15 protein-coding genes and 1 tRNA gene are annotated in these 20593 nt (G+C 57.0%); 6 read left to right on the top strand and 10 right to left on the bottom strand.

The window, feature by feature from the left end:
• Position 1 precedes the first annotated feature (1 nt).
• Positions 2–1078: an ABC transporter ATP-binding protein gene (locus J4859_RS09675; protein WP_212329426.1), complete on the top strand. Its 1077-nt coding sequence runs from the start codon at positions 2–4 to the stop codon at positions 1076–1078.
• A 718-nt stretch (positions 1079–1796) separates the two neighbouring features.
• The gene (gene argF / locus J4859_RS09670; RefSeq protein WP_212329425.1) at positions 1797–2801 is read left to right on the top strand and encodes an ornithine carbamoyltransferase; all 1005 of its coding nucleotides are present in this window, start codon (positions 1797–1799) and stop codon (positions 2799–2801) included.
• Between the two features lie 286 nt (positions 2802–3087).
• Here the strand turns inward: argF and trpS are convergent, their stop codons facing one another.
• Complete coding sequence (trpS, locus tag J4859_RS09665; protein ID WP_212329424.1) at positions 3088–4143, bottom strand: tryptophan--tRNA ligase; 1056 nt, start codon at positions 4141–4143, stop codon at positions 3088–3090.
• Positions 4144–4328: 185 nt separating this feature from the next.
• On the opposite strand from trpS, the gene J4859_RS09660 reads away from it, so the two are divergent.
• Complete coding sequence (locus J4859_RS09660; protein ID WP_212329423.1) at positions 4329–4925, top strand: 5-formyltetrahydrofolate cyclo-ligase; 597 nt, start codon at positions 4329–4331, stop codon at positions 4923–4925.
• On the opposite strand, the gene J4859_RS09655 is transcribed toward J4859_RS09660, so the two are convergent.
• The 9 genes from J4859_RS09655 to J4859_RS09615 all read right to left on the bottom strand — a co-directional run bounded on the left by J4859_RS09655 (position 4922) and on the right by J4859_RS09615 (position 15119).
• On the bottom strand, positions 4922–5917 hold the full coding sequence (locus tag J4859_RS09655; protein WP_212329422.1) for a type II 3-dehydroquinate dehydratase: 996 nt from the start codon (positions 5915–5917) through the stop codon (positions 4922–4924). The genes J4859_RS09660 and J4859_RS09655 overlap by 4 nt on opposite strands.
• Before the next feature lie 198 nt (positions 5918–6115).
• Complete coding sequence (locus J4859_RS09650; protein ID WP_212329420.1) at positions 6116–6832, bottom strand: IS30 family transposase; 717 nt, start codon at positions 6830–6832, stop codon at positions 6116–6118.
• A 363-nt stretch (positions 6833–7195) separates the two neighbouring features.
• Positions 7196–8482 (bottom strand): shikimate kinase, encoded by a 1287-nt coding sequence (locus J4859_RS09645; RefSeq protein ID WP_212329418.1) that lies wholly within the window; start codon positions 8480–8482, stop codon positions 7196–7198.
• A 12-nt stretch (positions 8483–8494) separates the two neighbouring features.
• Complete coding sequence (locus J4859_RS09640) at positions 8495–9652, bottom strand: bifunctional chorismate mutase/prephenate dehydratase (RefSeq protein WP_256436712.1); 1158 nt, start codon at positions 9650–9652, stop codon at positions 8495–8497.
• Complete coding sequence (aroC, locus tag J4859_RS09635; protein WP_249113589.1) at positions 9649–10782, bottom strand: chorismate synthase; 1134 nt, start codon at positions 10780–10782, stop codon at positions 9649–9651. The genes J4859_RS09640 and aroC overlap by 4 nt, the downstream gene beginning before the upstream one ends.
• 15 nt (positions 10783–10797) lie before the next feature.
• Positions 10798–12117 carry a 3-phosphoshikimate 1-carboxyvinyltransferase gene (gene aroA / locus J4859_RS09630; RefSeq protein WP_212329414.1) on the bottom strand — a complete coding sequence of 440 codons (1320 nt, stop codon included), beginning with the start codon at positions 12115–12117 and terminating at the stop codon, positions 10798–10800.
• Positions 12114–13223, bottom strand: coding sequence for a 3-dehydroquinate synthase (gene aroB, locus J4859_RS09625; protein ID WP_212329412.1), 1110 nt, complete (start codon positions 13221–13223; stop codon positions 12114–12116). The genes aroA and aroB overlap by 4 nt, the downstream gene beginning before the upstream one ends.
• A complete protein-coding gene (locus J4859_RS09620) occupies positions 13114–14088 on the bottom strand; it encodes a prephenate dehydrogenase (RefSeq protein ID WP_249113588.1) in 975 nt (324 codons plus the stop codon). Before J4859_RS09620 ends, aroB begins: the two co-directional genes overlap by 110 nt.
• 8 nt (positions 14089–14096) lie before the next feature.
• Positions 14097–15119 (bottom strand): N-acetylneuraminate synthase family protein, encoded by a 1023-nt coding sequence (locus J4859_RS09615; RefSeq protein ID WP_212329408.1) that lies wholly within the window; start codon positions 15117–15119, stop codon positions 14097–14099.
• 164 nt (positions 15120–15283) lie between these two features.
• Here J4859_RS09615 and J4859_RS09610 point away from each other — a divergent pair.
• The 3 genes from J4859_RS09610 to acnA all read left to right on the top strand — a co-directional run bounded on the left by J4859_RS09610 (position 15284) and on the right by acnA (position 20556).
• Positions 15284–15360: transfer RNA gene (locus J4859_RS09610), tRNA-Arg, on the top strand.
• 140 nt (positions 15361–15500) lie between these two features.
• On the top strand, positions 15501–17945 hold the full coding sequence (locus J4859_RS09605) for an HAD-IC family P-type ATPase (RefSeq protein WP_212329406.1): 2445 nt from the start codon (positions 15501–15503) through the stop codon (positions 17943–17945).
• On the top strand, positions 17878–20556 hold the full coding sequence (gene acnA / locus J4859_RS09600) for an aconitate hydratase AcnA (protein WP_212329404.1): 2679 nt from the start codon (positions 17878–17880) through the stop codon (positions 20554–20556). Before J4859_RS09605 ends, acnA begins: the two co-directional genes overlap by 68 nt.
• Positions 20557–20593 lie beyond the last annotated feature (37 nt).

The following is a 20593-nucleotide window of genomic DNA, read 5'->3' as shown; positions in this document are numbered from 1 at the left end:
TATGGCCAAAGAAAAGAAAGGGGTGCGCCTCGAGCAGCTCTCGAAGATCTATCAGGACCCCAAAACGAAAAAGGAGTTCTATGCGGTCCACGATGCGAATGTCGATATCTCCCCTGGCGAGTTTGTAACGCTTCTCGGACCTTCCGGCTGCGGTAAGACCACGATCTTGCGTATGATCGCGGGCTTCGAGAGCCCGAACGAAGGACAGATCTATCTAGGCGACGAGCCGATCAACGAGTTGACGCCGAACAAGCGCGATACAGCGATGGTGTTCCAGAGCTATGCCTTGTTGCCGCACTACAACATCTTCGACAACGTGGCCTATGGTTTGAAGATCAGAAAGCTTCCCAAAGACGTGATCAAAAAGAAGGTCAGAGACATCCTTGCGATGGTCGGCTTGGAGGGTATGGAAGACCGTATGACCAACCAGCTCTCCGGTGGTCAGCAGCAGCGTGTTGCGCTGGCGCGTGCACTGGTCCTTGAGCCCAGCGTCTTGTTGTTCGATGAGCCGCTTTCCAACCTGGACGCTAAGCTGCGTGTGGACATGAGAAACGAGATCCGTAAGATACAGCAGCAGGCGGGGATCACGGCCATCTATGTGACCCACGACCAGTCAGAGGCTATGGCGCTGTCAGATCGCATCATCATTATGAAGAGAGGTGAGATCCAGCAGATCGGTGAGCCCCATGAGGTGTACTACCGCCCGATCAATGAGTTTGTCGCGGACTTTATCGGTGAGTCAAACTTTCTGCGCGGTACCGTCAGCAAGAAAGATGGAGAGGGTGGCGTCGTAAGCTTCGAGAACCACGAGATTGACTGTGAGAATGTTGGTGGGCACACCGTGGGAGAAAAGATTGTGTTGGTGCTGCGCCCTGAGTCAGCAAAGCTCGCAGACGAGGGAATCCTGCGCTGCACGGTGGAGCTCTCACGCTTCATGGGAAGCTACCAAAACTATCAGGTACGCGTGGGCGATACCCTAGTGAAGCTGCAGGACTACAACCCGAAGAACCACAAGATCTACCATGTGGGGGACCACGCATGGGTGAACTTCACGCCAAGTGATGTACATGCGCTGTAGGTCGATCAACCATTTAAAACGTTGATGTGAGGCAGGAGCCATACTGGTTGACAGTGTGGCTCCTGCTAAATCATGGTGATAAGTCCCGACAGTCTCCCTGTCATGTATCGGTAACGTAGTTGCGCTACTGTATTCTTAGGGAGGCGAATTCTCATTGCTAGTGCAACGGCGAGAATATATCCTGTACCACGCTCTACAGAGCCATCAGTGATCGCACACTTAAAGATAGCTTGACCTTGTGCACAACATGCATAGTCACTACAGACAAGCTTTGACACCACTGCAGAAGGCGGCGCCGTGAGACAAGAGAGGCACGGTATGTATCAAGTTCCCCACAATATCGCTGACAGACCCGATAAGGCAGATGAGTATTTAGGGATCAAAGACTGAGAAGGCAGGTAGCGCTGTGGGAAAGCACAGCGATGTCACACAGACACTGAAAGCTGAGTTTCTCTTCTGTCTGCCTTATCACCTGTGACAAAAAGCGAGCGTTGAAAGACAGCTATGGCCCTATCTAAGAGTACCTCCCAAAGTGTACAAGCTTTCCTGATACCACCTTATCTGAAGTCAGACAGCTCTATACGAATGCTACCAACCTAAGACCACACCAGATGCCTCGCTAACAAGACACCCTGAGAAGTCTTTCACTTTCAGACGTTGCAGTTGGTAGGGGAGTTCAAGGACGTATACACATCTCAATGAATTATTGGAGGCTTATATGAGTGTCAATCTCTCAGGTAGGAGCTTCTTAAAGCTCCTCGATTTCACTCCTGAAGAAATCTACTATCTGTTGTCGCTCGCCCATGACCTGAAGAAGAAAAAGAAAGCAGGGGAGTCGACCTGCTATCTTGAGGGTAAGAACATTGCCCTGATCTTTGAGAAGACCTCGACAAGAACCCGCTGCTCCTTTGAGGTCGGCGGCCATGACCTCGGCATGGGCGTGACGTACCTGGCTCCAGGTACCTCACAGCTCGGCGACAAGGAGTCCCTTAAGGACACCGCACTGGTGCTTGGCCGTATGTTTGATGGAATCGAATACCGCGGCTTCGGTCAGAATCGGGTAGAGACTTTAGCGAAGTACTCCGGAGTGCCGGTGTGGAATGGCCTCACGACTGAGTTCCATCCCACCCAGATGCTTGCCGACGTTATGACCATGCAGGAGAATTTCGGCGAGGATCTGAGCGGCAGAAAGCTGACCTTTATGGGGGATGCCGGCAACAACGTTGGAAACTCCCTGATGGTCGTCTGTGCCAAGCTCGGTATCGATTTCTGCGCCTGTGGGCCGAAGGAGAGCATGCCGAAGCCTGAGCTCATCAAGACCTGCCAGGAGATTGCTAAGCAATCCGGTGCGCACCTCACCTTCACTGAGGATGTAGACGAAGGTGCCAAGGACGCCTCAGTCCTCTATACGGATATTTGGGTTTCCATGGGGGAACCGGAGGAACTCTGGGCCAAGCGAATTAAGACCATGAAGCCGTATCAGGTTAACAAGCAGGTGATGGAGAAAGCCGCACCGGATGCGATCTTTATGCACTGTCTCCCGAGCTTCCATGATCGTAACACGACGATCAGTGAGCAGGTTTACGAGAAGTATGGCCTGCCGGAGCTCGAAGTGAGTAACGAGGTGTTTGAGGGGCCGCAGTCCAAGGTCTTTGACGAGGCTGAGAACCGTATGCACACGATCAAAGCTGTGATGTATGCGACGCTCAAGGACCCTGACTAGTTCTTACCCTCGTTCATTACAGCAGTAAGTGGTTTTCTTGACCGGTGCGGCCTTCTGACTGTGCCGGTTTCTCTATAAGGTAGTGTTGTCGAGCAGCATGTTGAGGTTGTGTCGAATACAGTGCCGAGTTTGGTTCGGCCTCAGAGCAAAGAGCGGGCGTTTTGAGGCATCGTATACAGTACGATGGTATCTCCACAAAGGCTCGGTCGAGATATACAGAGCGGCACTGTGCTCGCCGCCTGAGCGGTAACACAGTGCCGTGGCGTACGCACTCGATGGCTGGTGCCTAATACACCATGCCCATTGCTTCTCGCACCTCGTAGAGGGTCTTCTGAGCGATCTCGTTGGCGCGTTTGTTGCCCTCGTGCAGGACATCCTTGACGTAGTCCATGTCCTTTTCGTACTTGGCGCGGCGCTCACGGATCGGGGCGAAGTAGTTGTTGACAGCCTCGGTCGTATACCTTTTGAGTTGGCCGGCACCGCCGTCGCCGATCTCTGTGGCGATATCCTTCGGGTCACGGCCGGTGCAGATGCCTGCCGTGGTGAGCAGCGCGGAGACGCCTGGTCTGCTGATTGGGTCGTAGGTGATCGTGCGCTGGGAGTCGGTCTTTGACTTTCTGATCAGTTTTGCAGTCTCCTTGGCGGTCATGCTGAGGGCGATTGCGTTGCCGTAGCTCTTGCTCATCTTTCTGCCATCTAAACCCGGAAGCAGCTGGGTTGAGGTGAGGAGTCCTGTAACCTCGGGGAATACGTGGCAGTGGAAGCGTTCGTTGAAGCGGCGGGCGATCTTAGCGGTGGTCTCGATATGGGGGAGCTGGTCTCTGCCTACCGGGACAATGTTGCCCTTGCAGAACAGAATGTCGCAGGCTTGGTGGACCGGGTAGGTCAGAAGCAGACCGGTCAAGGCGTGGCCGGAAGCCTGCTGCTCGGCCTTAACGGTCGGGTTGCGCTCGAGCTCTGCCTCAGACACGAGAGAGAGGAAGGGGAGCATGAGCTGGTTTTCCGCCGGTACCGCCGAATGGGTGAAGATCATCGTCTTGTCCGGTTCGATCCCGCAGGCTAGATAGTCGATCACCATGTTGTACACGTTGTCCTGGATGTGCTCAGTGGTGTCACGATCGGTGATCACCTGATAGTCGGCGATCACGATATTGGTGTTGACACCGGCATTCTGGAGGCGGACGCGCTCACGGATTGTCCCGAAATAGTGGCCGAGGTGAAGCCTGCCGGTCGGGCGGTCTCCGGTCAGCATGGTATAGTTATCGACATTCCCCGCTTTGATATCGGCGGCTATACGCTCAGAGCGCTTCCCTGCAGCGTCTAGACTTCCTTCATTCGGCATGATATATAACTCCTCGTTAATAAAATCTGCGGATACAATGTGTATATCTATCTTCTCAGCACTCACAAGTTACTATAGTAGCAGGTAAAAAAGTGTGAGTTTAACTTCGATTTATTCATTTTGGCTGCGATAATAAGTCACCGCAGCCCATATTTGTCCCGCAACGAAGAGAAAGGTAGCGATGCATGCCAAGTTCAACTGGCTCCGATGCAGATAAAACCTCTCTTCGCCAGCACTACATTATTATGCGCCGGGCGATAGGATCGGTTAAACGCGAGCGGTGCGACCAGGTGATCTGCGAGCGTGTCATGAAGCTTGAAGAATATCAGGCGGCGCCGTTAGTTCTGAGCTACATCTCCTTCGGCAATGAGGTTGACACAAAAGGATTCATCACCAAGACCCTCAAACTGGGTAAACAGGTCGCGGTACCGAAGTGCCACAGCGGCAAGATGAACTTCTATCTGATCGATTCGCTCGCCGACGTCCATCCCAGCTATATGGGTATCCTCGAGCCGGACGTCGATACAAAAAAGATCGTGACCCAGAAAATGCAGAAGGGGTCCGTGTGCATTGTCCCGGGCCTTGTCTTCGACTGCGATGGCTACCGCGTCGGTTACGGTGGGGGCTATTACGATAAGTACTTGGCTTTCTATATGGGTGAAAAAATAGGGCTTGCCCGCTCGATGCAGGTAAGCTCCAATCCGCTCCCGATCGGTCCGCAGGATGTACGAGTCGATACGTTGGTCACGGAGTTCAGCAGTTTTAGGATCACCCTGCACTAGAGTGCCTTCAGGTGGTTCCACATATCGAAGATCGCCTTGCGGTACCCCTGGATACCCTGTCCCATAATTGTCTCAAAGGCAGCCTCTCTGATATAGGAGACCTGTCGGAAGCTCTCGCGCTCCGGCACATCGGAGATGTGGACTTCGATCGTCGGGATCTTGATGGCCTTCACGGCATCCAGAATCGCAATCGAGGTATGTGTATAGGCAGCGGGGTTAATGATCAGGCCATCAAAGACGTAGTAAGCGTCCTGGATTTGGTCGACAATATCCCCCTCATGGTTTGACTGGAAGCAGAGGCAGTCTTTGAAGCCCGCTTCTTTAGCGGACTGCTGGCAGAGCTCGAGCAGATCTGCAAAGGTGTCCGTCCCGTAGGTGTCGGGTTCCCGGATACCCAGCATGTTGATGTTGGGGCCGTTGATAATAAGGAGACGCTCGCCTTCTGAAGTCGATTTGACAGATTTAGCTGCAGCCACTGCCGGTGCATTTACAAGCTTTGAGGCATGGATGTGGGCGACCGTTCCCTGTTTGCCTGTCTCCGCCTGCGACTTTGCCTGCGCATTGGGAAACATGTGCTCTAAGAGCTCGATATCGTCGGTATCCATGCTCGCGCTGTCCGGGGACTGTGCGGCTCGCTCAGTGTTCGCTTTGACCTGTATATCATAGGAGCGCTTGTTTTCGGGCGTTTCGCTTCTCTTCTTGGATTGGTGCTGTGACCTCTCTACCTGCATGTCCTGTGAGAGATGGGTGAGGTCGGTAAAGCTCTTGAAGATGCGGTCGATCACATTGGGGCCGAAGACGACTTCGATGCTGTTGGAACCCCGCTGGGCGATGCCCAAGACCGAGTTGATGCTGTTGAGTGCTTTTCTGTCCACAAGCGCCGGGTCATTCACTGTCACCCTCAGTCTCGTCATGCAGATCATATTGTCGAGTACGTTCTTTCTTCCACCTACAGCTGTGAGTACCTTCTCGGCTGTTCTCTGTTCATCCATGGGAAACCTTCAATGAGATTCAAAATTCAATAAACTCGATATGTATATGATGTCTCTAGTCTATGGGTGAAACAGGCGCTTTGCCGAACGGATACCCCAAATGGTGCTATTCCGGTGCCAGCGGCACAGTTCGGTACCTGTTTGTGCAGGTACTATGGTAGATTGTGTGAGGAGATCGTTTATTTGGAGGGCAGATTGTCAAGCTGAGTGCAACATCTCCCTAAAGACCTCGTTGGCTGTCCTGTATTTCAGGACCTTCCTTGGCCTGTCACAGATCAGCTCTACCGCATGCTGCACCTCCTCGTTTGTGACCTTGCTGAAGTCTGTGCCCTTGGGGAAGAACTCCCGCAGGAGCCCGTTGGTGTTCTTAACTGTCGGCTTCTGCCAGGGATGGTGAGGGTCGCAGAAGTAGAACTGCACGCCTCCCAGGGCCTTTGTGAGCCCTGTATGCCCTGCGAACTGCTTGCCCCTATCCGGGGTGAGCGTCTCGAGGGGACGTCCCTGTAGCAGCCCGACCTCGGCTTTGGAGACGCTCCCGCTGACGTGCTGGCTCTCTTCGCGGCAAGCAGCCTCACTGCCCTGTCGGCAAGCACGAGCAGGCACACGGGTCCGCTGCCACGAGCGTGTCGTCTGCCCCCTCTCCGAGACGAGACCTCGCATCGGCCTCTTGGGCCTCTCCTTTACGCTGTGTAAGATCCTGATCTTACCCCTCGTCTTAGGCCTCTTGCTGCAGACCTGCTTCCCCTTCCTGCGCAGGTGGCGCCGCACCTGGCCTTGCGGGCCGGATCCCGGCAGCTCGAGCGTGGCGGCTACGGACCTGCCGGTAAGAATAGTCGGCAGGCTCAACGACGCACCTGCCGCCACCCTCGAGCCTGAGATATAGTCTATCTGCTCCAGGGACCAGTGTCTGTCCATGATGAGTAAGCGCACCTTCTGCGTAAGCGCAGGGTCTGAAAGCCGCCTTTTCGCCCTGCATCTCCTGCGGCGCTCATCCGCCCTCCTTTTGGGCAGTACATGCCTTAAAGCGGCCGTGCCAGCCGTTCCTCTTGAGCTTGTGGCAGACGCTGGAGCTGTCCCTGCCGATCTCTGCCGCGATATAGGCAATTGGCCTTCCCTTGTGCCATGCAGCTCGGCTATGCAGTTCCTCTCCTGTAGGCTAAGATGTGTGTAGTGGCACATTCCTTTTAGCTTTCGACGTTGACTTGGACAACCAACATCGTAGCCTTCCGGAGTGTGCCACGCTTGCATCCAGCGGGCTATCCTGTTGCACTCAGAATGCTAATCCGCCGAGCTTTTAAGCCTCGAGAGAATCGCCTCTACGTCACCCTTGGGCGTGCCCGTAGTGCGGATCACGAAGTCAGCCCAACCCCGATAGAGCGGCATGCGCGTCTCGGCGAGTTTGGCGATCCCGTCACGCTGTGAGATGGGGCGCCCATCGGTTTCAAGGCCGATCAGAGGTCGGTTGAGCATAATGATACGGCCATTCTGGTGGAGCAGCTCATAGTTTTCCGGACGGGTAACGACACCTCCGCCGCAGGAGATGACCATGCCGGGGCGTGAAGCGCTCTTGGCAAGCAGGCTCGTCTCCAATTCTCTGAAGCTCGCTTCACCCTTTGTTTCGATAAAGGTGGCAGGGCTGATCCCGAACTCCATCGTGAACGCCTGGTCCATATCGAGGAAAGGGCGGTGCAGCAGGTGCGCTAAGTGCTTGCCGGTTGAGGTCTTCCCGCTACCGGGCATCCCGATCAGGATCAGGTTCTCGGTTTCCCGTACGATCGTATTCTCGATCGTTTCAATCAGGGAATCGTCGAGGTCTTTGTCCTGGAAGAGGGTGCTTGAATGGAAGGCCTGGGCGATGAGCATCGCGAGGCCGGACTCCGAGGGTAGGTGTATCGACTCTGCCAGCATGCACAGTTTGGTGCGCCGGGGATTGTAGACCACATCGAGCACGCCGAATAGCTCCGGAAACGCGGCGAGGGTCTCCTGATCAAGCGGACTTTTCGGGCAGTTAGGATACATACCCACGGGGGTGGTGTTCACGATCAGGGAGACGTGGGAATGTTTTTGGGTGATCGTGGCATAGGTGTCCTCACCTCTGCGGGAGATCACACTCACGTGTACATTTAGATCCTCTAGCGCCGCCTGGACCGCCTTGCTCGCTCCGCCAGATCCTAAGACCAACACGTCCTGGTGCTGAAGGAGCTGTTTGGTAGAGGTGGCGTAGAGTTTCTGTGTGCAGAAGCGCTCCAGTAGATACTCAAAGCCGAGCACGTCGGTGTTCTCCGCAACAATGCGCCCGTTCTTGTCTTTAACCAAGGTATTGGCCGCTCCGGTGCGCTTGACGCGCTCGGTGGTGACATCTGCGAGCTGTGCCGCCTTTTCCTTGTAAGGGATCGTGACGTTGAGCCCCTTCCAGTCGCCCTCCTTCAGAAAAGGCTCTACCTCGTCTGGTTCCAGCTCGATTAAGTCATAGGGGGTTGACCCCAACTGTTTGTGGATCAGCGGGGACCAGCTGTGTCCCAAGGGATGGCCGATCAGGCCGAAGGTGTGTCTGGATGTATCCATAGGTGTGTGCTCCTAAATGATTTCTCGGTATGACCCCAGATAGCGGAACTCCTCGCAGACATCGCCCAGGGAGTTGATCAGGGTGGCAAACTCCGGGGCCTCAGCGGGGCATTCGATATCGAAGTAGAACATGAACTCGAAGTCGCGGTCCGGGATCGGTCGACTCTCCAATTTCACCAGGTTGATATCGAGGGCATAGAAGCGTGACAGTACCTTGTACAGCGCGCCCGGTTCATGGTTGACAATCAGCATCAGCGAGGTTCTGTCTGCACCGGGATAGATCGTGAGGTCCTTGGTGATGCAGGCGAAGCGTGTGAAGTTGTTCCCGGTGTCCTGCACGCTGTGCATCAGGATGTTGAGGTTGTAGAGTTCGGCGCAGGCACGGCTCGAGAGCGCTGCCACGTCGTCGCGGTCGCTCTCCGCGACCATTCTCGCCGCTATCGCCGTATTCTCAACCGCATGTACCTTGATGTAGGGGTGCTCGATCAAAAAGCGGTGGCACTGCCTTATCGCCTGCTCGTGGGAGTAGATATCCTTGATCTGGTCCATCTCGGTGCCCGGCTTGGCCAACACGTTGTGGTCGATCTTGATGCGGGTGGAGCGCACGATCGAGAAGTGATGCTCCATCATCAGGTCATACACCTGGTTGACGGTGCCGGCGGTGGAGTTCTCAACTGGCAGGACCCCGAACTGGGAGAAACCCTCTTCGACGGCTCTGAAGACCCCCTCGAAAGAGTCAAAGTAGGCGATTGTCGGATGCTTGAAGATCCGGTCAGTGGCGATCTGCGAATAGGCACCCTCAACCCCCTGGCACGCGACATTGGCGCGCTGCGGGAAAAGCTTCGGCTCATGCTTGATAGCCTCGTAGATTTGGCTGCCAACATTGGACATCGTGCCGATGTCTTTGTACTCCCTGGCGCGTGCGGCTTCCATCAGAAGGCCCTCTAAGACCTGCGCGTAGTTACGGAATTCCATTGGGACCGAGTTTGCGACGCGGGCGAGCTTCTCACGTTCACGCTCTCTGTCCAAAATGGGCAGATGGTTCTTGGCCTTATAGTCAGCGACCTCATCTGCAAGCTTCATACGCTGCAGAAATAGGTCGATCATCTGAGAGTCGATGCTGTCGAGGTCTTTTCTTACTTCAGGAAGATCACGCACGGCGTACCTCACTTTTGTGTATCGAGCGCAGTGTTTTGGGGAGGGAAGGAGAGCCAGGCGTCCAGCGACGCGAGGGCCGCTACAGCCTCCACGACCGGGACGGCGCGCACGGCGATGCACGGGTCATGGCGGCCATGCACTGTAAGGGTTGTCCCCTCCATCGTAGCAAGATTGACCGATGGCTGTGGCCGCGAGATGCTCGAGGTCGGCTTCATAGCCAATCTAAAGGACAGTGCGGCGCCGGTCGTAATGCCGCCCAGGATCCCGCCCGCATTGTTGGTGGTGGGATAGACCTGACCCTGCTCGTCGAGCGCGTAGGTGTCATTGTCTTCAGAACCGTGGAGCCGGGCCACATCGAAGCCGCGGCCGAATTCCAAAGCTTTCATACCGGGGATTCCGAAGAGGTCACGCGCCAGGATGTTCTCCATCCCATCGAACATCGGGGAACCGATGCCGGCAGGCAGGCCTGCCACAGCGCACTCGATGGTGCCACCGATGGAGTCAATGTTGCGCCTCGCCTCATCAATTGCAGCGAGCATGTGCTTTGAGGCTACCTCTGAGAGAGTGGGCAACGTGTAGGGATGCTCATGCAGCGTCTCGATCTGCTGGTTGAGCTTTTCTCGGCCCTTGGGGGAGTTGTTGTAGGTGTAGAGCCGCTCGTCGTGGATCTGACCTACGGAGCTCAAGTGTGCGGCGATTTCCACACCGTGCTGCTGCAATACCTGTAGAGCGATACCCCCGGCAAGGCAGAGTGGCGCGGTCAGCCGGCCGGAGAAGTGGCCGCCGCCCGCGATATCGTGATCCTTACCCCACTTGACCCAGGCGGGGAAATCCGCATGGCCGGGGCGGGGGACCGAGGCGATGTTCTTGTAGTCAACCGAACGGGTGTTGGTGTTTCTGATGATCGCCGCGAGCGGTGCCCCACAGGTTGTGCCGTGCTGGTTCAACCCTGAGACAATCTCGGGGATGTCCTTCTCTTTGCGCGGCGTCGTGAAGGTTCCCTGTCCGGGAGCCCGGCGAGCCATGAAGGCCTGCAGTTTATCCATATCGATCGAAATTCCCGAGGGAAGCCCCTCGACCACACAGCCGATCGCGGGCGAATGTGACTGTCCGAAGACCGAGACTGTGAGTGTAGTACCCATATGAGAGGGCATAGATCACACTTCCTTTTTGACAAGGCCACCGAGCGCTTGGAAGTCCTCAAAGAAGCTGGGGTACGACTTTGATACGCACTCGGCACCGAGGATCTTCGTGGGCTCCTCAGCACAGGTTGCGGCGATTGCAGCTGCCATCGCGATGCGGTGGTCGTTTGCGGCGTCGACCGGGCCGCCCCCGTGAAGTCCGCCGTGTCCTACAATCGTGAGTGCGGAGTCAGTCGTGGCGACCTCGCCGCCCATCGCGCGGATCAGGTCTGCGGTGCTCTCGAGGCGGTCGGATTCTTTCAGCCGCAGGCGTTCCGCATGGGTGAAGCGGGTCTCACCCTGGGCATAGGCGGCGACGACTGCGAGAACCGGGACAAGGTCGGGGATATCGTGGACATCGATTTTGACAGGGCTCAAGGTGCCGTGTGAGACGCTGACTTGCCCCGGTGCCCGGTTGATGCGGGCGCCAAACAGTGCAAGCGCGGCCAAACAGTAGCGGTCTCCTTGGACCGAGGAGAGATTCATGTTGGTGACACAGACCGAGTCGGTGCCGATTGCGCCGGCGGAGAGCCAGAAGGCGGCATTGGACCAGTCGCCTTCGACGGTGAGCAGGCCAGGGGAGGTCAGCGGGGTGTGTGTCGGCGTGACGGTGTACTCAACGCACGCCTTGTCACCGTGGAGAACCGGGGTGCTCATGATCTTTATCCCGAAGTCGGCCATGGCTTTGAGGGTGATATCGATATAGGGGCGTGATTGGATGGGCTCCGCGACCACAATCTTAACCGGACCGTCCATTACAGACGCTGCCATCAGGAGTCCTGTGACGAACTGTGAGGAGACATTCCCCGACAGGATGAACTCGTGTGACTGGAGCTTCCCGGATAGGTCGAGTGGAAACGTGCCTTGGGGAGAAAGTGAGCAACCACCCTGTTGCAGCAGTTCATAGAGAGGGGAGAGTGGACGCTTGGCGAGTCTGCCGTGCCCCGTGAAATGGGCTCCGCAGCCGAGTGCTGCCACCACCGGAAGCAGGAAGCGCAGGGTCGAGCCGGACTCTTCGCACTCGAGCGTTCGGCCGATATTCCCGCGCGGGGAGGTTCTCTCTTCAACTGCCGGAATCGGCGCCACATGGTAGCCGCCTTCAGTTGGGGTGATCGCTGCCCCCAACGCGTTGAGGCACCTGATTGTGGCGTCGATGTCGACCGAGGTGGTCGAGCAGGCGATCTCGGCGTCGGTGGGGCACAACGCCGCCAGGATCAAGATGCGGTGCGCCACCGACTTCGAGGCGATTGAAGGGATCGTGCCCGACAGGGCGTGAGGAGAGATAGTGACATTCATGGTTGCCGTCCAGATCCGCATCCCAAATCGATAAGCTCACGCAGCTCAGCTCTGCTGATCTTCCTGAGCGTCACTGAGCCGATTTTCGTTGGCACGACGATCGTGATGGAGTCACCGCGGCGTTTCTTGTCATGGGTGGCATACTCCTCGATCACCTCGTGGTCGATCTTTGTATCGTAGGGGAGCTGGTGGGCGCGGACGAGGTCTTCAATAGCCTGCGCGGTCTCCTGAGAGCACCAGCCCTTCTTTGCGGAAGCTCGTGCCATCGCGCACAACCCGATTGCCACGCAGCTGCCGTGGCCGAGTTTGAAGTGGTAAGCTGCTTCAACCGCGTGCCCAATCGTGTGGCCGAGGTTCAGGGTCTGCCGCAGTCCCTGCTCCCGCTCGTCGGCGGCGACCACATCGCGCTTGATGCGGATGTTTCGCGCCACGATGTTCGCCATTGCTCGCTCGTCGAGCTCTCCGGAGTTGAGGGGTGTCTTCTGCAGTGTCTTGAACAGTTCTAGATCCGCCAATACTGCGTGCTTGATCACCTCGCCGCAGGAGTCGGTGAAAAGCTCATGAGGGATCGTCTTGAAACAGTCGATATCTGCAATCACCGCGCTCGGCTGCCAGAAGGCGCCGACCAGGTTTTTCCCTTGGGGAATATCGATCGCAGTCTTGCCACCCACGGAGGAGTCGACCATTGCAAGTAAGGAAGTCGGCACCTGGACGACCTTGATGCCGCGCAGATAGAGGGCTGCCACAAGTCCCGCGACATCACCGGTGACCCCGCCGCCCAGGGCGACGATCACATCGCCGCGGGTAAGCTCGTAGTTGGCGACGGTCTCAAGCAGCTCACCGAGTGTGGTGAGGTTTTTGGAAGCCTCACCGGCAGGGAAGACCGCAGGGACCACCTGGTAGCCTGCAGCCTTGAGGGAGTCCATCACCTCCATGCCGTAGAGGGGCATCACGTGGGACTCTGAGACCACGCAGGCTTTGGTTCCCCCACAGGTCTCACGGGTGATGTTTCCGACCTGGGACAAGATGTGGGCTCCCACACGGCACAGATAGGTCTTTGAGGTAGTTGGCACCTCGATGGTGGTGGCGTTTGGTGTATCTGTCATGGTCTATCTCTCCCTCAATTTCGCGCTTGCGACGATCGCCCTCAGCGAGGAGCTCGTGCAGGTAGTGCGGATTGCGATCATCGATCGCAATCTTGTACTTTCGAAGATTCTCAATCAGGCAGCCGATCTCTGCGGACAGGTTGTCTGCGTTGTCCAAGAAGAGCTCGGTCCACATGTCGGCGTTGAGACACGCGACACGGGTCAGGTCTCGGTAAGAACCGGCGGAGAACCCGTCGTGGACCTTCGCTTCAGGGCTCTTGACATAGGCGTTGGAGACCACGTGGGCGAGCTGGGAAGTGAAGGCGATGATCTTGTCGTGCTCTTCGGCGGTCGTGAGTGTGAACCGTGCAAAGCCGACCGGCTTCATCAGTTTCTTCATGCACTCCAGAAGATCGAGTCGAGCAAAGTCGTCTATCTTCGGTGGGACAATTACGAGCGGTGCGTTGTGGAACATGTTGGCGCGGGCGTGCGCGAAGCCGGAGTGCTGGGTGCCGGCCATCGGGTGGCAACCCACAAAGGTGAAGGGGTAGTTCGCCGCGATTGGGAAGCACTGATCGCAGATCACTTTCTTGACGCCGCCGGTGTCCATAACGATCGCGCCGGCGGAGACCAAAGGCGCGATGCGGGCGAGCTCCTCGATGCAGGCCTTCGGGTAGGAGGCGATAATGATGAGCTCACAGGTGGGGATCACGTCGTCGGTGAGGCGCCCCACGATCGTCTCTACCTCTGCCTGCTCCATCACGTCTTCTGCGACGTCGTAGCCGTAGACCTCAACACCGGCCTTCGCAAAGGCTTTGGCAAAGGAGCCTCCCATAAGGCCGAGACCGATGACGCCGACGCGTCCCGGAACGATCTTCTTATCCATCTCCATAGCTACTCGCTCGCCTTTCCTAAGGTTGCGTGCAGCGCAGCAATCTTCTTCATGGTCGAAGCAAAAGAGTCCAGATCGACCGCGCGCCCCGTCTCATCGAGGGGATCACCGCTGTTGTCTGCCTTGATATCGATCTCAAGGCCGTCGGCGCCCGTAGCGCAGGCTGCCAGGGAGAGTGGCTCCACATAGCGCGCTAAGCTGGAGGCTTTGGAGGGGTTGCAGATGATCGGCAGATGGGAGAGCTGGTGGACGGCGACGATCGAGGAGACGTCGAGCACGCGGCGGTAGCGCTGCTCTGAGCTCTTGAGGCCACACTCGCACAGGATCACGTCCTCATTGCCCTCGCTCATCACGTACTCTGCGGCCATGAGCCAATCATCGACCGTTGCGCTGACAGCGCGCTTGATGATGACGGGCTTCTGCGTTTTGCCCAACTCTTTCAGCAGCGGATAGTCCTCCATACTCTTGCTGCTCACCTGGAAGACGTCGATATCGGCGTCAATGAAGGCCTGTACGTCGCGGGTGTCGAGGATCTCCGCCACGGCGGGCAGCTGAGCGGCGTGGGCTGCCTCGACGAGCGCGGTGAGGTTATCCTGCTGTAGCCCCTTGTAGAGGTAGGGGGAGATCTTCATGTTGTAGACATCGGCGGTGAGAAGCCCCGCTCCTGCTTTATGGGCGCGCTGTGCCAAGTTATCCACCGATCTCCCATCGTCGGTGGAGACACTGGCGATCACCTGGAAGTTGCCGGCGCCGATCTTAACGTTGAAGCCGCAGTCGATCACGGAGTTCTCAGGATGGAACTTGCGGTTGGCCTTTTTGTAGGGTTCGGAGACCTTCGCCACATGGTCGATAATGTCCATCGATTCAATCAGGAACGGATCGATCTTGGAGGTGTCGCCGATGATACCGACAATGGTCTCATTTTCCCCTTTGGAGACGTTGGCCTTGAATCCGTGATGCTCAATCCACGTGACGAAGTGAGCCAACTGCTCGGGCGTGGCGCTCGATTTGACGACAGCTATCATAGCGAAACCCTCTTATGACATACGATATAGTTCACTCAATTAAACCATGTTGGATGATACTCTCATATATAGAGTGTAGGGGTATCTCCGCGCTGACGCCACTCAGTTCTCTATTTTGACTTCTCAAATTAATATGAGGAGGGGTATACTGCCTAAGTGTTGTTGCTCTCGTAGCGCAGTGGATCAGAGCGTTCGCCTCCGGAGCGAAAGGTCGTGGGTTCGAACCCCACCGAGAGCACCATTTTATTTTCTGGTGCATAGAACATATGATTTTTTAAACCGTCTTCAGTGTGACTTGGGATAATTGGGGATACTTATTCTTAATTGGGGATACTTATTCTTTAATAAAGAAGACGGACAGTACTTGTTGTGGGAGATTGTGTGCCAAAAGCGGAAATTACCCCTGATGTTTGCGGGCTTACTTCACGAGAGGTTGAGCAGCGGGTCAAGGCCGGTAAGGTCAACTCCGACACTGACGTAAAGACCAAAACGATTCCTCAGATCATCGCCGAGCACACCTTTACGCTCTTTAACGGCGTCAATGTGGTGCTGGCGGCGCTTGTCATTTTCACCGGTGAGTACCGCAACCTGCTATTTATGGGCATCGTGATCGCCAACCTGATCGTGGGCGTCGTGCAGGAGGTGCGCGCCAAGCTCACGGTGGACAAGCTCTCGGTCATGACCGTACAGAACGTGGCCGTGATCCGTGACCACAAGCGGCAGGAAGTTCCAGTCTCCGAGCTTGTACAGGACGATATTGTGAGCCTCTCCCACGGGGATCAGGTGCCCGCCGACGCTCAGATCATCGCTGGTTCCGTTACGATGGACGAGAGTCTGCTCACCGGCGAGGCAGACCGCATCGAGAAGAGCGAAGGTGACGAAATCTTAAGCGGCAGCTTTGTCGCTTCGGGGAGCCTCATGGCCCGCGTGACCCGTGTGGGCAAGGAGGGCTATGCCGCACGCCTCAATACTGAGGCCAAATGCATCAAGCCGATCAGATCGCAGATCCGCGACACCCTGAACATGATCGTGCGCTTCTCGACGTTTTTGATGCCGCCTTTAGGGGTCGGCCTCTTTCTGCGCAGCGTCTTCTTCGAGCACATGGATATCAACGCTGCCATTCTGAGCACGGTCGCCGCTCTGGTTTCCATGATCCCGCAGGGATTGATCCTGTTGACGTCCTCGGTGATCGCAATCGCCACGATCCGTTTGGGTAGCAAGAAAGTGCTGATCCAGCAGAGTTACTGTGTGGAGACGCTCGCGCGTGTGGATACGATCTGTCTGGACAAGACCGGCACCATCACCTCAGGCAGAATGAGCGTAGAGGATATTGTGCCACTCAACCATGAGAGCAAACGGCAGATAGAGTCAGTCTGTGCCCTGATCGTCCGCTCCCAGGAATCCGATGCGAATGAGACCGCCAAGGCACTTTTGAGCTACGTCGAGGAGATCCCGACGCACAGCGATGCGGTGCGGGCCACGGTCCCGTTCTCCTCGGAGCGCAAGTATTCTGGCTGCATCGCCAAAGACGGGCACGCCTACGTGTTGGGCGCCGGCCAGTTCGTGATGGGGGTCGACTACAACAAGCTCTACAGGATCCGCAAGCACTATTCGCCGGCTTCACGCTTCCTTGTGGTGGGGGAGGTGTCCGGCTTCACCAAGGAGGGCTCCATCACGGGCTCGTTTCGGCCCTTCGGCTTGGTCGTGATCCAAGATGAGATCCGCCCCTATGCTGCCGACACGATCAAGTATTTCACCAGGCAGGGCGTCAATGTCCGCGTCATCACCGGTGACGACGCCCGGACCGCCTCGCAGATCGCAAAGCAGGTGGGGGTGGTTGGTGCCGACCGCTGCGTTGACCTCTCCACGATCCACAACACGAAGGAATTGAAGAAGGTCGTCAGGCACAAGCGCATCTTCGGGCGGGTGACCCCGCAGCAGAAGCGTGCCATCATCGAAGAGCTCCAACGTGAGGGCCACACCGTCGCTATGACCGGCGACGGCGTCAACGATGTCCTGGCGCTCAAGAAGGCGGATTGCTCGATAGCGATGGCGTCAGGGTCCGCTGCGACGAGGAACGTGGCTGAGGTGGTCCTGGCGGACAACGACTTCTCGCACCTGCCGGACATCGTGGCAGAGGGACGCCGCTCGATCAACAACCTGCAGCGCTCCGCCTCGCTCTTCCTCGTTAAGACGGTCTTCTCGATCGTGCTGTGCCTGATCAGTATCTTTTTCCCTCCCTATCCGTTCATGCCGATCCAGATCTCCTTCATCTCTGGCTTGATTATCGGCTATCCCTCTTTTGTGCTCGCTCTGGAGCCGAACCATGAACGCCTGCACGGGGACTTTTTGGTCAATGTGCTGACAAGGTCGCTGCCGGCTTCGATCTCGATCGTGGCCGCGGTGGTGGCGACGATGGCTGCGGAGGATATCTTCAGCTGGGGCTTTGCACGGGAGTCGACGCTGTGCGTGTGGCTCTCCTGCATCGTCGGCATCGCTTTCATCTATCGGATCTCGCAGCCACTGACACCCCTGCGCATCGGGCTTTTGGTCACTGTGGGGATCGGCGTTGTTGGAGGGTCGTTGCTTTTTGGAAACTTTTTCCTCCTTCAGGCCTCCACAGAGACGATGGGGATACATCTTGTACTAGTAGGGACGCTTGCCTGTATACTTTTCAACCGTCTCTATACTCACTTCCAACATGACATCTATGGGAACGGCCTTTTGATGAGGGCCGTAAAGAAAGCTGAGGCAAACTATGAACGTCACAAAGGACTTCTCCAGCGCTATCGCAGCCGCGCGCAAGCCGAAAACAGTAACCGTTGACGGCACTCAGCGCCAGGCGATCGTCGTCTCCGATATCCCCGGGGTGGAGAAACTCCCGCGCGCGTTGGTGATTCTGCTTGAGAATGTGATCCGCTGCGCCGACAGCGACGAGCAGGCGGTCGAGTCCACACTGCGCATCTTCGAGGCCGCCGAGGAGGGCCACGCCGGCAAAGAGATCGACTATATGCCTTCCCGCGTCCTTTTCCAGGACTTCACCGGCGTGCCGGTCTTCGTCGACTTCGCTGCAATGCGTGATGCCCTTGCCAAGCGCGGTGGGGACCCGACCAAGATCAACCCCCGCGTTCCCTGTACGCTTGTGGTCGACCACTCCGTCATCGCAGACAAAGCGAGCACTTCGGATGCCCTCGTTACCAACGAGCACATCGAGGCCAAGCGCAACGCTGAGCGTTTCTCCTTCCTGAAGTGGGCATCCTCCTCCTTCCAGAACGTCAAGATCATCCCGCCTGGGTCCGGTATCTGCCACCAACTCAACATGGAGCTCATCTCCAAGGTTGTGGGCACCGACGCGCTGTGGAAGGGTGACGGAACGATGGCGTGCTTCGACACGCTCGTCGGCACCGACTCCCACACCACCACCGTCAACGGTATCTCCGTTATGGGTTGGGGCGTCGGCGGCATCGAGGCTGAGGCTGCTGCATTAGGCCAGCCGATCTCGATGCTTGTACCTGAAGTCGTAGAGCTGAAGCTCACTGGCAAACTGCCGGAGGGTGCGAGCGGCATGGACTTGGCCCTGCGCGTCTGCCAGCTGCTCCGTCAGGCGCAAGTCGTAGGTTCCCTGGTTGAGGTGACCGGCGACGGTGTCAAGACCCTGACCGCTACCCAGCGTGCCTGCATCGCGAACATGACCCCTGAGTATGGAGCCACTGCCACGCTCTTCCCAGCGGATGATAAGACCTTCGATTACTTGAAACTCACTTGCCGCGATCCGAAGGAGATCGCCTTTGCACAGAGATACCTTAAGGTCCAGCAGATGATTGGGGACCGTCCTCAGGCCCACTACGCCCGTACGCTGACCCTCGATCTTTCCACCATCGATTCCTGCCTGGCTGGACCTTCCCGTCCGCACAACCGCGTGACGCTCGCAGAGCTCCCGGCCCGTTTTGAGAAGGTCAGCAAAGAGCACAACCACGCTGACTTTGACCACGAGTTCACTGCGACGCTTGGCAACCATACCTACCAGATCAAGCACGGCGCAGTGGCGATCGCCGCAATCACAAGCTGCACGACCGCAACCGACCCGGCGATGATGATCGCGGCAGGCCTCTTAGCGAGGCACGCTGTCGAGCACGGCCTCAAGCCGAAAGGTTGGGTCAAGAAGATCCTGGCTCCGGGCTCACATGCGACCTTGCAGATCCTGAAGGATGCAAGGCTTGTCGAACCGCTTGAAGACCTCGGTTTCTTTGTCTGCGGCTTTGGCTGCATGAGCTGCATCGGCAACTCCGGCCCTTTGGCCCCGGGAATGCACGAGCATGCCCAGGACATGGAGCTCACCTCAGCGCTCTCCGGTAACCGTAACTTCGACGGCAGAATCTCCCCGGATGTCGCGCAGAACTATCTGATGCAGCCGGCGCTCGTCGTCGCCTATTCGCTGGCTGGGACCCTTGATACCGACCTAACCAAAGATCCGCTAGGCACTGGCGCTGACGGCAAGCCTGTGATGCTCTCTGACATCTATCCGACCAATGCTGAGATCCAGTCGGTCGTAAAGATGGTCGTAAAGCCTGAGATCTATGCGCAGTCCAACAAGAATGTGTATCAGGGCTCAAAGGCCTGGCAGGACATCCCAGCGGTCCCCTCTGATACGTATGCCTGGGATCCAAAGTCCACCTATATACGCCGTCCTCCGTATTTTGAGGATGCGGTCAAAGAGACCACCGCAACGGTCAAGGATGCCCGTGTACTGGCGTTGCTCGGTGACTTTGTGACCACTGACCACATCTCCCCGGCAGGCGCGATCGCTCCGGATTCCCCGGCTGCCAAATATCTGCTTGAGCATGGGGTGAGGCAGGAAGATTGGAATACCTATGGCACTCGCCGCGGCAACCACGAAGTGATGATGCGCGGTACCTTCGCGAACGTGAAGCTGGAGAACGCGTTGGCTGAAGGCAAGGTCGGCAGCTGGACCCGTGACTTTGAGACCGGAAAGATCACCAGCATCTATGATGCGGCGATGGACTACAAGCAGCATAACACCGAACAGATCGTACTTGCCGGCAAAATGTACGGCTCCGGATCCAGCCGTGATTGGGCAGCCAAGGGTCCTGCGCTGCTCGGGGTTAAAGCTGTGATCGCTGAGAGCTTCGAGCGGATCCACCGTTCGAATCTGATCGGTATGGGCATTGTCCCGCTGCAGTATGAAGGGGGACAGAATGCTCAGAGCCTGGGGCTCGACGGCAGCGAGACCTACGTGGTCGACGCAATCGACCTCTCAAAGGGTCTGCCGAATCCGTCTAAGGTTGAGGTTCATGCCACCAAGCAGGGTGACTCTCAGGTGAGCTTCACGGTGACCGTACGCGTGGATACCCCGCGTGAGGGACGCTTCATCTGCGCTGGAGGAATTTTACCGTATGTGTTGGAAGAGCTTGCGTAGCCTTCACAGGTTCGTGTTAGGCTTTGAGCAGGACATC

The sequence above is a fragment of the Atopobium sp. oral taxon 416 genome (assembly GCF_018128285.1).
In the GTDB taxonomy this organism is placed as follows: Bacteria; Actinomycetota; Coriobacteriia; order Coriobacteriales; family Atopobiaceae; genus Olsenella_L.
This window is presented reverse-complemented; position numbering and strand designations above follow the sequence as displayed.